Annotated in this window: 12 protein-coding genes; 10 read left to right on the top strand and 2 right to left on the bottom strand. The window is 66.3% G+C overall.

The genetic code is table 11. The features are described from left to right. Nucleotides 1–192: 192 nt before the first annotated feature. From AC1DJN_RS15020 to AC1DJN_RS14990, 7 genes are all read left to right on the top strand, one after another. The gene (locus AC1DJN_RS15020; RefSeq protein WP_099842786.1) at nt 193–951 is read left to right on the top strand and encodes an SDR family NAD(P)-dependent oxidoreductase; all 759 of its coding nucleotides are present in this window, start codon (nt 193–195) and stop codon (nt 949–951) included. Between the two features lie 132 nt (nt 952–1,083). After that, a complete protein-coding gene (locus AC1DJN_RS15015; protein ID WP_442251974.1) occupies nt 1,084–1,533 on the top strand; it encodes an MgtC/SapB family protein in 450 nt (149 codons plus the stop codon). 177 nt (nt 1,534–1,710) lie between these two features. Continuing rightward, nucleotides 1,711–3,369, top strand: a complete 1,659-nt coding sequence (gene lldP / locus AC1DJN_RS15010) for an L-lactate permease (protein ID WP_478039382.1) — start codon at nt 1,711–1,713, stop codon at nt 3,367–3,369. A gap of 53 nt (nt 3,370–3,422) precedes the next feature. Then, nucleotides 3,423–4,187 carry a transcriptional regulator LldR gene (gene lldR, locus AC1DJN_RS15005; RefSeq protein ID WP_032975263.1) on the top strand — a complete coding sequence of 255 codons (765 nt, stop codon included), beginning with the start codon at nt 3,423–3,425 and terminating at the stop codon, nt 4,185–4,187. A gap of 4 nt (nt 4,188–4,191) precedes the next feature. Continuing rightward, nucleotides 4,192–5,331 carry an FMN-dependent L-lactate dehydrogenase LldD gene (gene lldD / locus AC1DJN_RS15000; RefSeq protein ID WP_478039381.1) on the top strand — a complete coding sequence of 380 codons (1,140 nt, stop codon included), beginning with the start codon at nt 4,192–4,194 and terminating at the stop codon, nt 5,329–5,331. Further along, nucleotides 5,328–7,034, top strand: a complete 1,707-nt coding sequence (gene dld, locus AC1DJN_RS14995) for a D-lactate dehydrogenase (RefSeq protein ID WP_442251972.1) — start codon at nt 5,328–5,330, stop codon at nt 7,032–7,034. Before lldD ends, dld begins: the two co-directional genes overlap by 4 nt. Nucleotides 7,035–7,101: 67 nt before the next feature. After that, the gene (locus AC1DJN_RS14990) at nt 7,102–7,974 is read left to right on the top strand and encodes a hypothetical protein (RefSeq protein ID WP_478014085.1); all 873 of its coding nucleotides are present in this window, start codon (nt 7,102–7,104) and stop codon (nt 7,972–7,974) included. A 49-nt stretch (nt 7,975–8,023) separates the two neighbouring features. On the opposite strand, the gene AC1DJN_RS14985 is transcribed toward AC1DJN_RS14990, so the two are convergent. Then, entirely contained in the window at nt 8,024–8,317 is a 294-nt protein-coding gene (locus AC1DJN_RS14985) for a hypothetical protein (RefSeq protein WP_025878511.1), read from the bottom strand. Nucleotides 8,318–8,485: 168 nt separating this feature from the next. Between AC1DJN_RS14985 and AC1DJN_RS14980 the strand changes: the two genes are divergently transcribed. Both AC1DJN_RS14980 and AC1DJN_RS14975 read left to right on the top strand, forming a co-directional pair. Next, entirely contained in the window at nt 8,486–9,148 is a 663-nt protein-coding gene (locus tag AC1DJN_RS14980) for a decarboxylase (RefSeq protein WP_442251970.1), read from the top strand. Between the two features lie 68 nt (nt 9,149–9,216). Next, nucleotides 9,217–9,990 carry a CDP-diacylglycerol diphosphatase gene (locus AC1DJN_RS14975; protein WP_425602665.1) on the top strand — a complete coding sequence of 258 codons (774 nt, stop codon included), beginning with the start codon at nt 9,217–9,219 and terminating at the stop codon, nt 9,988–9,990. Here AC1DJN_RS14975 and AC1DJN_RS14970 read toward each other — a convergent pair. After that, a complete protein-coding gene (locus AC1DJN_RS14970; protein WP_032975270.1) occupies nt 9,987–10,592 on the bottom strand; it encodes a GNAT family N-acetyltransferase in 606 nt (201 codons plus the stop codon). The genes AC1DJN_RS14975 and AC1DJN_RS14970 overlap by 4 nt on opposite strands. Nucleotides 10,593–10,811: 219 nt before the next feature. Between AC1DJN_RS14970 and AC1DJN_RS14965 the strand changes: the two genes are divergently transcribed. Next, complete coding sequence (locus tag AC1DJN_RS14965) at nt 10,812–13,538, top strand: TonB-dependent receptor domain-containing protein (RefSeq protein WP_431601985.1); 2,727 nt, start codon at nt 10,812–10,814, stop codon at nt 13,536–13,538. Nucleotides 13,539–13,753: the final 215 nt, after the last annotated feature.

The following is a 13,753-nucleotide window of genomic DNA, read 5'->3' as shown; positions in this document are numbered from 1 at the left end:
GGCAGGAATCGGTATCCAGCCGCCGTTCGGCATCGGCAGAAAGTGGAACGCAGGCTGTACGCATGGGAGCTCAGGTGGCGGGCATGCGCGCAAGTATCACGCATGCAGCGCTTTCGTCACGACGAAGGGCGTAGTGTCGGCGAGGTCGGACGGTTCTGTCCGCATCGATTTCCCAACAGATGGAGACCACAGATGATTGATTACCGACTCAACGGAAAAACCGCGATCGTCACCGGCGGTGTATCCGGTATCGGCCTGGCGGTAGCGGAAACGCTCGCTGAATCGGGCGCGCGCATTTCGGTGTGGGACCTGAAGCAGGATGCGGTGGATGCCACGGTGGCCACGCTGCGCAACCAGGGGGCCGAGGCCATCGGTGTCGCGTTGGATGTCACCGACGAGGCGGCGGTGGAAGCGGCGGTGCAGCGCACGGTGAAGGAACTGGGCGGYGTGCATGTCGCAGTGAATAACGCTGGCATCGGCGGGCCAGCGGCAAGCAGCGGCGACTACCCCATTGATGGCTGGAAGCGCGTGGTCGATGTGAACCTGACCAGCGTGTTCCTGTGCCAGCGGGCGCAGATCCAGGCGATGCGCACGGCGGGCAGCGGCGGCAGCATCATCAACATGGCCTCCATCCTGGGCCAGGTCGGGTATGCCGGTTCGACCGCCTACGCGGCCGCCAAGCACGGTGTGGTCGGCCTGACCCAGACGGCTGCATGGGAGCACGCTGCCGATGGCATCCGCATCAATGCGGTGGGCCCGGGCTTCATCAACACGCCGTTGCTGGAAAAGATGGACGCCAAAGTGCGTGCCACCCTGGAGGGCCGGCATGCACTCAAGCGCTTGGGAACGCCGCAGGAAGTGGCCGCGCTGGTCGCCTGGCTGGCCAGCGACGATGCCTCGTTCGCGACGGGTGCCTACTACGCCATCGACGGTGGTTATCTGGCGCAGTAGTGCCGGCCGCTGGCCGGCAACTCCCGTTGCATGAAACAAGGCGGCATCGCCCGGTGAAGAGGGCGTGCCATCGCCTTYACCCCCGTCCCACGRCCGCCGGGCAACGCTCCGGGAAACTTCCGGAGCCTCCCCATGGAACTTACCCAGGACATGTCCATTCTGCTGCGCGTGGCCGCCGCCATGGTATTTGGCGGCGTGCTGGGCGTTGAACGTGAGATGGGCAAGCACGCTGCCGGCCTGCGCACGCACATGCTGATTGCCGGTGCCGCTGCGCTGATCGTCGGCCTCGGTGATTCGGTGGCCGAACACTTCCAGCAGGAACGCTACCGCGATCTGCTGCAGGTCGACCCGGTGCGATTGATCGAAGCGGTGGTGGCCTGCGTGGGCTTCGTTGCCGCCGGCACCATCCTGCGCGGCAATCGCGAAGACCAGGTCAGCGGGCTCACCACGGCCAGTTCGCTGGTGATGGCCGCGGCCATCGGTATTGTCGTGGGCATCGGCAAGTACGTGATCGCGCTCGGTGTCAGCGTACTGTGCGTGCTGGTGCTGGCGTTGATACGGCGGGTGGAAAAGAAGTTGTAATCGCCAAATGGTACTACCAATAATTCCGTATAGCCCTATGGTCTAATAGGCTGTCGGCAGGATTGGAGGTTCAATTCGCGCCTGTGGCCCGATTGTTGGTCAATGTGGTACGACCAATATATGGCGGGCCCGACGCCCCCACCCGGTGGGGAACCTCCTGTTCCTGTCGAGAGCCCTATGCAGCCCTGGCAACACGTGTACGACCCCGCCGGCAACCTGTGGTTGTCGAGCCTGATCGCGCTGCTGCCGATCGCCTTCTTCTTCATCGCCCTGGCCGTGCTGCGCATGAAGGGCTGGATCGCCGGCACCATCACGGTGGCCATCGCCCTTGCCGTGGCGCTGCTGTTCTATCGCATGCCGGTGGCGCAGGCGCTGGGCGCGGCCGGCTTCGGCTTCGTCTATGGCCTGTGGCCGATCGCCTGGATCATCATCGGCGCGGTGTTCCTGTACAAGGTTTCGGTCAAGACCGGCCAGTTCGACATCATCCGTGCCTCGATCCTGTCGGTCACCGAGGACCAGCGATTGCAGATGCTGATGGTCGGCTTTGCCTTCGGCGCCTTCCTGGAAGGTGCAGCCGGGTTTGGTGCGCCGGTGGCAATCACCGCCGCGCTGCTGGTCGGGCTGGGCTTCAAGCCGCTGTATGCGGCCGGCCTGTGCCTGATCGTCAACACCGCGCCGGTGGCGTTCGGCGCGATGGGCATCCCGATCATCGTGGCGGGGCAGGTGACCGGCCTGGATGCCTTCGAGATCGGCCAGATGGCCGGCCGCCAGCTGCCGTTCCTGACTGTCATCGTGCTGTTCTGGATCATGGCGATCATGGACGGCTGGCGCGGCATCAAGGAAACCTGGCCGGCGGTGCTGGTGGCAGGCGGTTCGTTCGCCATCGCCCAGTACCTGACCTCCAACTTCATCGGCCCGGAACTGCCGGACATCACCGCCTCGCTGGCGTCGCTGGTCTGCCTGACCCTGTTCCTGCGCCGCTGGAAGCCGGTACGGATCTTCCGCTTCGATACCGAAACCAGCGCTGAGGCGGCCGCACAGGCAATGGAGGCGCCGCGCCACAGCGTCGGCCAGATCGCCAAGGCGTGGTCGCCATTCCTGATCCTCACTGCGATGGTCACCGTGTGGAGCATCAAGCCGTTCAAGTCGCTGTTCGCAGCCGGTGGCCCGCTTGAAGGCTGGGTACTGAAGATTCCGGTGCCGGGCCTGGACCAGATGGTGCAGAAGATGCCGCCGATCGTCGATGCGCCGCTGAGCTATGAGGCGGTGTACAAGTTCGACTGGTTCTCGGCCACGGGTACCTCGATCATCCTTGCCGCAATCATTGCGATCATCGCCCTGCGCATGCCGGCGCGTTCGGCGCTGCAGACCTTCGCTGAAACCGTGCGCGAACTGCGCATGCCGATCTTTTCGATCGGCATGGTGCTGGCGTTCGCCTTCATCGCCAACTATTCGGGGCTGTCGGCAACGCTGGCGCTGGCACTGGCGCACACCGGCAAGGCGTTCCCGTTCTTCTCGCCGTTCCTGGGCTGGCTGGGCGTGTTCCTGACCGGTTCGGATACCTCGTCCAATGCACTGTTCTCGGCGCTGCAGGCGACCACCGCCCAGCAGATCGGCGTGTCCGACGTGCTGCTGGTAGCGGCCAACACCASTGGYGGCGTSACCGGCAAGATGATCTCGCCGCAGTCCATTGCCATTGCCTGCGCGGCGGTGGGCCTGGCCGGCAAGGAGTCGGACCTGTTCCGCTTCACCGTCAAGCACAGCCTGATCTTCACCACGATGGTCGGCCTGATCACCCTAGCCCAGGCCTACTGGYTGACCTGGATGATTCCCTGAGCCATGCAGTACAGGCCGACCAACAGCGGCGTGCTTCGGGCCACAATGGCGCCATGAGCACACAACGGGTTTCGGACAAGGTGGCCGCGCAGCTGCGTGCGCTGGTGCAGGAACAGCAGTTGCAGCCGGGCGACAGGCTGCCGGCCGAGCGCACGCTGGCCGTTCAGCTGGGGGTTTCGCGCACCGCGCTGCGCGAGGCCATCGCGCAATTGTCCAGCCATGGTCTGCTGACCGCGCGGGTAGGCGGTGGCACTTACGTGAGCGAGCCCGCCGCACGTGCGCGGCAGGCGCTGGATGAACCGCTGGTGCCGTACCTGCCGCTGTTCCAGGGGGACCCGGAATACCGCTTCGATGTGCTGGAAATCCGCCACGCGCTGGAAGGCGCCACGGCCTGGCACGCCGCGCTGCGCGCCACCGACGAGGACCGCGCGCGCATCGCCCAGGCGTTCCAGACCATGATGGATGCGCATGGCAAGGACGACCCCGCCGGTGAGGCGCAGGCCGATGCGGCCTTCCACCTGTCCATCGCCGAGGCCTCGCACAACCTGGTATTGCTGCAGGTGATGCGCGGCCTGTTCGAACTGCTGCAGACCAATATCTCGCAGAGCCGCGAAAAGCTCTACACCTCGGCCAGGACCTTCTCGCCGCTGTCCGACCAGCATCGCGAAATGATGGATGCGGTGCTGGCCGGCGACCCCGAACGCGCGCGCGCCGCCGCGCATGCCCACCTCGAGTTCGTGCACACCACGCTGCGCACCCTCGATGACAACGAAGCCCGGCGTGCACGGGCTTCGCGTCTACCTTCCCCACACGGTTGACCCCATGATCATCTCCGCCTCCACCGATTACCGTGCCGCAGCCGAACGCCGGCTGCCGCCGTTCCTGTTCCACTACATCGATGGTGGCGCGTATGCCGAGCACACGCTGAAGCGCAACGTGTCCGATCTGTCCGACATCGCGCTGCGCCAGCGCGTCCTGCGCAACATGTCCGACCTGAGCCTGGAAACCGAGCTGTTCGGCGAGAAGCTGGCGATGCCGGTGGCACTGGCACCGGTCGGCCTGACCGGCATGTATGCCCGTCGCGGCGAAGTGCAGGCCGYGCGTGCAGCCGACAGCCGCGGCATTCCGTTCACGCTTTCCACGGTGTCGGTGTGCCCGATCGAAGAAGTCTCCCCGGCGATCCAGCGCCCGATGTGGTTCCAGCTGTACGTGCTGCGCGATCGCGGCTTCATGCGCAATGCGCTGGAGCGCGCGCAGGCGGCCGGTGTGACCACTCTGGTATTCACTGTCGACATGCCGGTGCCGGGCGCGCGCTATCGCGACGCACACTCGGGCATGAGTGGTCCGAACGCTGCAATGCGCCGCATCGGCCAGGCCATCACCCATCCGCGCTGGGCGTGGGACGTGGGCTTGCGCGGACGCCCGCATGACCTCGGCAACATCTCCACCTACCGTGGCAACCCAACGGGCCTGGCGGACTACATCGGCTGGCTGGGCAGCAACTTCGATCCGTCCATTTCGTGGAAGGACCTGGAGTGGATCCGTGAGTTCTGGAAAGGCCCGATGGTGATCAAGGGCATCCTCGACCCGGACGATGCGCGTGATGCGGTCGCGTTCGGCGCCGAYGGCATCGTGGTCTCSAACCAYGGCGGCCGCCAGCTCGACGGCGTGCTGTCCACCGCACGGGCGTTGCCGGCCATCGCCGACGCCGTGCAGGGTGACCTGAAGATCCTCGCCGATTCGGGCATCCGCACCGGCCTGGACGTGGTGCGCATGCTGGCGCTGGGCGCCGACACCGTGCTGCTGGGCCGCGCGTTTGTCTACGCTCTTGCCGCGCAGGGCGAGGCCGGCGTGGCCAACCTGCTGGACCTGATCGCCAAGGAAATGCGCGTGGCGATGACCCTGACCGGCGCGCATCGCATTGCCGACATCGGCCGTGATTCGCTGGTGCGCCTGCCATGAGTGATCGCAATACGGTGCTGGAACAGTTGCGTGCCGCGGTGGGGAACCGCCACGTACTGACCGGCGACAAGGCCACCCGTCGCTTCCGTCGCGGCTATCGCTTCGGTGATGGCCCGGTACTGGCGGTGGTGCGCCCGGGCACGCTGCTGCAACTGTGGAACGTGCTGCAGGCCGCGGTGCAGGGCGGGGCCGCGATCATCCTGCAGGCGGCCAATACCGGCCTGACCGGCGGTTCCACCCCGGACGGCGACGACTACGGCCGGCCGATCGTGCTRGTCAGCACCCTGCGCCTGACCGGCATCCAGCTGTTGAATGAAGGCCGCCAGGTGCTGTGCCTGCCCGGCGCGACGCTGGACCGGCTGGAGCAGACGCTGGCGCCACTGGGCCGCGAGCCGCACTCGGTGATCGGCTCGTCGTGCATCGGCGCCTCGGTGCTGGGCGGCATCTGCAACAACTCCGGTGGCGCGCTGGTGCGCCGCGGCCCGGCCTATACCGAACTGGCGCTGTATGCGCAGGTCGACGCGCGGGGTGAACTGCAACTGGTCAACCATCTGGGCATCGCGCTGGGCGACACGCCCGAGCAGATCCTGCAACGCCTGCAGAGCGGTGACTACAGCGCTGCCGATGTCAGCGACGGTGATGGCCGTGCCGCCTCCGATCCGCGTTATGCCGAGGAAGTGCGCAAGGTCGATGCCGATACCCCGGCACGCTTCAACGCCGACCCCAGCCGCCATTTCGAGGCGGCCGGATCTGCCGGCAAGCTGGCGGTGTTCGCCGTGCGCCTGGATACCTTCGAGAAGGAGGCCGCCGAGGTCTTCTATATCGGCAGCAACCGCACCGACAGCCTGACCGCGATCCGCCGCCAGCTGCTGACCGGCTTCGAGCGCCTGCCCATCGCCGGCGAGTACATCCACCGGGATGCCTATGACATCGGCGAGCGCTACGGCAAGGACAGTTTCCTGCTGATCGACAAGCTCGGTACCGCGCGCGTTCCGGCCGCATTCGCACTGAAGAGCCGGGTTGATGGCTGGTTCGAACGGCTGGGCCTGCGCGGTGTCACCGACCGGATGATGCAGGCGCTGACCGGCCTGTTGCCATCGCACCTGCCCAAGCGCATGGGCGAGTTCCGCCAGCGTTACGAGCATCATCTGCTGCTGAAAGTGTCCGCACAGGATGCGGCTGCCACCGAGGCCTGGCTGCGCGGCTTCTTCAACGACCACGAAGGCGGCTACTTCCATTGCACGGCGGACGAAGGACGCAAGGCCTTCCTGCATCGTTTCGCGGTGGCCGGTGCGGCGGTGCGCTACCGCGAAGTGCACCGCCGGCAGGTGCAGGACATCGTCGCGCTGGACATTGCGCTGCGCCGCGATGACGCCGACTGGTTCGAGCAGCTGCCGGCCGATATCGATGGGCGCCTGCTGCACAAGCTGTACTACGGCCATTTCCTGTGCCATGTGTTCCACCAGGACTACATCGCGCGCAAGGGTGAAGATCCGATGGCCATCGAGCATGCGATGTGGGCGTTGCTGGACCAGCGCGGCGCGGAATACCCGGCCGAGCACAACGTCGGCCACCTGTATCCGGCCAAGCCGGCGCTGGCCGGCTTCTACCGCACGCTGGACCCGAGCAATACCTTCAACCCCGGCATCGGCCAGACGTCGAAGGCGAGAGGTTGGGGCAGCTGCGACTGCGACGGGCATTGAGCCGCAACGTGGCGCCTGCGCTACCATCGGCCCCTCGCAAGGACGTGCCGGTGCGCACAGGATGATCATGGTTTCCACGCGCATGGCTTACGCGCTGCTGTCTGTACTGCTGCTGGCATCGTCGTTGCCTGCAGCGGCGGACGTTGCGCCCGTTCAACGGGACGCGGCAGGCAACCGGCTGGAGACGCTGCTGCTGCAGGGCGGGCAGGGACCGGACGGCCCGGAGCGCTACTGCACTGCTGATGGCCAGTGGTGCGTGCAGGCGCTGCCTTCAGCGGGCGAAGACCAGCCGGCCTCGCTGGAAGTTGCCGAGCGCGCGGATGCTGAAGGCGAGCCGCAGATGCGCTACGTGCCCATCGACGTGGTTGACGATGGCGACCTGCGGGTCTGGCCCTTCATCGTGCGCCTGGCGCCCGGCGCCGGGGCAGGCCAGGCCGTGGCCGATCCACAACAGGCCGCATTGCAGAACGTGCTCGTCGGCGGTCTGGTGGAGGCCCGTGCGATGTATTCCGGCGGCGGTGCCAGCGCATCGACCCTGCACCTGGCGCGCATCCGTCATCTCGACGATGGCATCCAGGTGGACGCCGACGTGCTGTCCGTTGCGTGGTCGGCCAACAAGATGATCCGGGCCTGTTTCAGCGAGCGCGATTTTGATCAGCGCGCCGGCGCCTGCCATGACGAGTACAGCTTCGATGCGGAACTTGCGCTGGCAGCCGAAGCGCAGGACATGCCCGTACTGCGCTACCAGACCGGGGCCACCAACTATCCGGCCGGGGTATCACCGCARCGGGACTCGCTGGCCAAGGGGCGGTTGACGAAGAAGGACCTGCGCACCGAACAGGATGCGCAATGCAGCTACACGCGCGCCTTCCGCTTCACGTCAGGGGCATACCAGCCGGACCAGCCGCTGCCGGAGTGCTCGGCCTACACCGAGCCCTGAGCCATGGAGCCGGACGCATGCCCGGCTCTGAGCAACGGCCGTGACGCGCTTACTCGCAGCGGGTGGCGGTGATGATGTTGTCCTTGTCCACGAACACGCGCAGGCGGTCCTGGCGGATGTCCTTGGTGGTGATGGTGGCCGGGCCGATGGGGTTGACCATGCCGGCGCCGCTTTCGCTGGACAGGCGGCGGATGTTCGGCTCGTTGGCCGGCTGGCCGATGGCCCAGCCCAGCTGGCTGGCATCGCAGCGGCCACTGCCCTTGACCTCCGGGCCGGGAGTGCTGACACAGGCCGACAGCAACAAGGCCGAGGCGGGCAGCAACAGAGTCAGGCGGATGGTCATGCGGGCGCTCCTGCGCAGGGGATTGGCGGCACGATAGCACTGACCGCGCGAAACCCGGCAGCGTTCGGGTCATTGCCCGCGCGGCCGCCGCACTGCATAGTGGCCGGCGTTGCCGGCAACGTGCCGGCGGGCAGGCCGGGCCATTCCGGTGCAGGTGTTGGGTCCGGTATGAGGTCAGGCAGTTTCCGTGGCAGGCAGAACGCAGTGAAGACGACGGCAGTGCTGTCGTTGCTCTGCATGGCAGTGGCAGCCATGGCTGCCGAACCGGCGCCAGCGCCCGCGGCCGAAGCGCCGGTATTTGGTGGCTGGCGCAACCTGCAGACCGAAGCCGGTTACCAGCCGGCGCAGCGCAACCTGGCGTTCGCGATGCTGCCGCAGGCCGCTACCCGTGGTGATCGCTTCGCCATCCTCGACCGTGAAGGCAAGCGCACGGTGTGCTGCCTGCAGGTGGCCAGCGAGTCGCTGGGTGTTGCCGCGCTTCGCGAGCAGTACCACCTGCCGCAGGCCGGGGTGACCGATCTGAGCAACGGCCGCAGCCCGGCGCGCCCGTATCTGCCGCATGTCTATGCGATGCAGCGGGTGGATGAACTGGCCGATTATGGTTTCGCCGATGTTGCCGGTGCCTACAGCGACCTGGGCGGGCTGCTGTTGCCCGACGCTGCCGCGCTGGCTGCCGACGGCACCGAGGTGCGCGTGGGCGAGGGCCATTATCGCCTGCAGTTCCACCGCCAGCCGCTGGCCGATGATGACGGCGCACTGGACCGGTACACCCTGCAGGTGCTGCCTGCCGGCGACCCGGTCGTGGTTGAAGTGCCGTTCGGCACCTACTGATTGCCACATCCCACTGGCTAGAATGGCGCGCGGCGCTGCCTGCGCGCCTGATCCTGCGAGTTGTTGCCGTGCGATTTCTGTTGCTGCCCCTGCTGTTGCTGGCCGGTTGTGCCAGCGTGCCCCCTGCGCCGCCACCGGCCCATTCGGATGCGCTGTGGCGCCTGATCGAACGTGATTGCCAAGGCGCACAGTCGCCACGCGGCGATTGCCTGCAGGTGCGCCCGGCCGTTGATCACCGCGATGTGCTGGTCAAGGACGCGCACGGCCGCTATCAGTTCCTGCTTATGCCACTGGACAAGGTCAGTGGCATCGAAAGTCCCGCGTTGTACCGGCGCGGGGCACCCAATTACTTTGCTGCCGCCTGGCAGGCCCGCGCTCGTACCGAGCAGGCACTTGGCCAGCGGTTGCCGCGCAGCGTCGCCAGCCTGGCATTGAACTCGCCGCATGGACGTTCACAGCACCAGCTGCACATCCACGTCGATTGCCTGCGCGCCGACGTGCTGCGGGCGCTGGAAGACAATCGCGCGGCCCTCGGCGCGCAGTGGGCACCGCTGCCGGTAAGGCTGCGCGGCCATCAATACCAGGCGCGGCTGCTGCCGGGCGAGGCGTTGACTGCCAATCCCCTCAACCTGCTGGCCTATGGCCTGAGCGGTGTGGACAGGGTTGGCCAATGGAGCCTGCTGGTGGCGGGGCACGAGGACGTGCATGGCGCGCCGGGTTTCATCCTGCTGGCCACGCAGCTGGATCCCGGCAGCGACAACGATGCCAGCGCCGAGGAGCTGCAGGACCATGCCTGCAGCGTGTTGACCGGCGCGGATGCTTCGCTGGAGCGGGTGCGCTAGTTCTCTGCTGACTGCCGTTGCAGCCAGGCAGGGGCTGTCAGGGCGTAGAGCTGGCGGTCCTGCCAGCCTTCGACATCCAGGTGGTGGTCGCGCAGCAGGCCTTCGCGCTCGAAGCCGATCGCCTGCAGGGTAGCGACCAGCGCGCTGCCTGCATCGGGCGGCAGCAGTACGAACAGGCGGCGGATCCCCACCTGTTCGAACAGGAACGTGCACAGCGCCTGCAACGAAGCGTGCAGCTGCCGCCGCTGGGGACAGCCTGCGGCATGCAGCCAACGCAGTTCAACGCTGCGCGCATGCGCGCAATGCAGGCGCAGGTTCAACTGGTCCAGCAGCTCACCCGCTGCGTCGAAGCTGCCCAGCAGCAACTGATCGTTGTCGTGTTGCAGCTGCGAACGCTGAACACCGCAGAGGAAATGGGCTTCGGCATCGAAATGGTCAGGCGGGTTGCCGCTGCGTTCGACCTGACGATAGTGGTGACGCCAGGCGGAAAGGTCTGAACGCTGCAACGGGCGCAGCACCACAGGCCCGTGCTGGAGCAGCAGGAGGTGGCGGCGCAGCACCGGTCGCAGCGGTGGCAAGGAAGTAGGGAAATACCGGTTCATGGGGTGCGACGATGCCGCAGGCCGGCGAGGGGGAACAATGAAAGAAGTTGCAAATGCGGCGTGGTCACTGGCTGCGGTCTGATTCGGTTCAGGCATAACGCCATCAAGCCTGGTCATTTCCGTTGCAACCATCCGTTCAGGACACTTTCGTTACGGGATCGTTATGCGCACACCGTCGTCAGCGCCCCGGACCACCCGCCCAACTCCCCCAGGAAGCCCATGTCCGCCTCTTCCCTGGCGCTGCGCCCGCGTCCGCTGGTGCTTGCCTTGTCGTCACTGATGCTGGCCTCGTTGCCGGCCTTCGCGCAGGAAAGCGCACCCACCTCATTGCAGGAAGTGAAGGTCACCGGCTCGCGCATCCCGCGTGCCAGTGTCGAGGGGCCGTCGCCTGTCACGGTGATCAGCCGCGAGCAGATCGATGCGCAGGGCTACCGCAATGCATTCGATGCGTTGAGCGCGCTCACCGAGAACACCGGCAACGTGCAGGGCGAGGACTTCGGCAATACCTTCACCCCGGCGGCGAACACCATCAACCTGCGTGGCCTGGGCCCGAACCGCACGCTGGTGCTGGTCAACGGTCGCCGCCAGGCCGACTATCCGCTGGCCTACGAAGGCTCGGTGAACGTGGTCAACCTGGCCAACATCCCCAGTGCGCTGATCGAGCGCATCGAGGTGCTGGCTGCCGGCGCGTCTGCGGTGTATGGCTCCGATGCCATCGCCGGCGTGGTCAACATCATCCTCAAGGACCGCTTCGACGGCGTGGACGTCAACGTGCGTGCCGGCGGCACCCAGCAGGGCGGTGGTGACAACCAGCGCGTGCAGGTGGTGGGAGGCAGCTCGGGCGAACGCTGGGAAGGCCTGTTCGGCTTCGAACTGGACGTGCGCAAGGCGATCCACGCGCGCCAGCGCGATTTCATGGATTCGCTGGACGATGACCCCACCGGCAAGGCGCCGCAGCCGACGGCCGTCGCCTATCGTCGCAATGCAGCCACCGGTCGCAACATCGATCCGGGCACCGCCGGCTGCGATGCGGCTTCGTCCATCTACGGTGGCAGCGTGCTGCGCGCCAACAACCCGCGCCAGGGCTGGTACTGCGGCAGCAACGAAGCCGCTGCCAGTTACTGGACCGTGCAGACCGAGAAGCGCAACCTCAACGGTTACGGCCTGCTGACCTTCCACGTCAACGACACCACCGACCTGTTTGCGGATGTCGCGCTGGGCAGCGCACGGATCAACAACAATACCCGTGCGCCCACCTGGACCTCGTCACGCAACTACTTCTACAACCAGAACACGGGCAACCTGGAGAGCTGGTACCGCCGCTTCGCGCCGGAGGAAATCGGCGGCCTGCCGCGCAATGCCAATCGCTTCCTGGAAAGCTCGTGGTCGTTCAACGTCGGTGCGCGGGGCCAGATCGGCGACAGCGGCTGGGACTACGAGGCCGTCTACAGCCGCTCACGCTACGAGAACCGCACGCGCCGCCCGGTGCTGCTGGCCGGCATCAACGAGTACCTGCTGGGCCCGCAGCTGGGCGTGCGCAACGGCGTGGAGGTCTATGCACCAGACCCTGCGCGCCTGTTCCAGCCATTGACGCCCGACGAGTACGGCCGCCTGTCCGACTACCAGGAAAGCCGCAATGCCGCGTGGCTGCAGACCTTCAGCGCGACGGTCAACGGCCGCCTGTTCGCGTTGCCCGGTGGCGATGCCGCATTGGCCGCGGTGGTCGAAGCGGGCAGCCAGGGCTACCGCAATCGCCCGGACCCGCGCCTGGGCACCGGCGAATTCTGGAACACCAGCGCCGGCATCGGTGCCGGTGGCGAACGTGACCGCTATGCGGCCGGTGTTGAACTGCAGCTGCCGTTGCTGCAGTCGCTGACCACCACCCTGGCAGGTCGCTACGACCAGTACCGCGCCGGCGGCGAGCATATCGGCAAGGCGACCTGGAGCTTCGGTGTCGAATTCCGTCCGATCGAAAGCCTGCTGATCCGCGGCACCGCGGCCACCAGCTTCCGTGCGCCGGACATGAACTATGTGTTCGCCACCGAGACCCGAGGCTACAACCCCGGCATGACCGACTACTGGCGCTGCCGCACCGCCGGCCAGTCGTATGACAACTGCGACTACAACGGCCTGTCGATCGACTACAGCAACCGCGCCAACCCGCAGCTGCAGCCCGAGTCGGCCAAGTCGTATGGCTTCGGCGTGGTCTGGTCGCCACTGTCCGGGCTGGATTTCAGCGCCGACTACTACGACATCCGCATCGACAACGAAGTGACCAGCCTCGACACCAGCCGCATCCTGCGTGATGAGGCCGATTGCCGGCTGGGCCGCACCCTCGGCGGCGAAACGCGCGACATCAGCTCGTCGCTGTGCCAGGACGCGCTTTCGCGGGTGATCCGCAACCCCTCCACTGCCACCGTGCAGCCGGACCAGGTGACCCGCGTACTGATCAACCCGATCAATGCGGCATCGGAGTCGGTGCGCGGCATAGACCTGAAGGGCAACTGGCGCTTCGATGCGGGTCGCTATGGCCGCTTCACCACGCGCCTGGCCTACACCCTGGTGCTGGAGCATGAGTACAAGCAGTTCGCCGATGACGAAGTGCGCGACATCCGCAATTCGCTGGATGACTACCAGTGGCGCAGCAAGGCCAATGGCAGCATCACCTGGAACCAGGGCGACTGGACCACGACGCTGTATGGCAACCGTTTCGGTTCGCTGCCCAAGACCGATGGCAGTGGCCGCATCGCACCGTACATGACCTACAACGCCAGCGTGTTCCGCCAGTTCGGCGAAAACCTGTCGGTTGGCGTGATCGTCAACAACCTGCGCGACAGCCGCCCGCCGGCAGACAAGAACGGTGGCGGTTGGCCGTTCTATCCGGTCGGCAACTACGACCCGTATGGCCGTCAGTTCTGGGTGCAGCTGGATTACCGGTTCCGTTAAGCGATGCAAAACGAAAGGCCCGGCATTGCCGGGCCTTTCTTTGTGTGGCACTTCGCTTCCAGCGCCAAGCAATGGCATGCTCACCCAATCAGCAGGGAGGAAACAACGCATGGACGTTCGTCATCTGATGGTTGTGGTGCTCGCAGTCGCGGGCTGCAGCAGCAAAGAAGAAGCACCGGCAGCCGCTGCCCAGGATGCCACGATGGCGCCTGCCG

This window comes from Stenotrophomonas sp. 05L414_2 (assembly GCF_056397905.1).
The sequence above is the reverse complement of the archived record's forward strand: the minus strand, read 5'-3'. Positions and strand labels throughout refer to the sequence as shown.

Excerpts from the sequence above, each read along its gene's own strand:
- AC1DJN_RS15015 (WP_442251974.1), top strand. The coding sequence starts at position 1,084 with ATGGAACTTACCCAGGACATGTCCATTCTGCTGCGCGTGGCCGCCGCC.
- lldR (WP_032975263.1), top strand. The coding sequence starts at position 3,423 with ATGAGCACACAACGGGTTTCGGACAAGGTGGCCGCGCAGCTGCGTGCG.
- AC1DJN_RS14965 (WP_431601985.1), top strand. The coding sequence starts at position 10,812 with ATGTCCGCCTCTTCCCTGGCGCTGCGCCCGCGTCCGCTGGTGCTTGCC.
- AC1DJN_RS14980 (WP_442251970.1), top strand. The coding sequence starts at position 8,486 with ATGAGGTCAGGCAGTTTCCGTGGCAGGCAGAACGCAGTGAAGACGACG.
- AC1DJN_RS14985 (WP_025878511.1), bottom strand. The coding sequence starts at position 8,317 with ATGACCATCCGCCTGACTCTGTTGCTGCCCGCCTCGGCCTTGTTGCTG.
- AC1DJN_RS14970 (WP_032975270.1), bottom strand. The coding sequence starts at position 10,592 with ATGAACCGGTATTTCCCTACTTCCTTGCCACCGCTGCGACCGGTGCTG.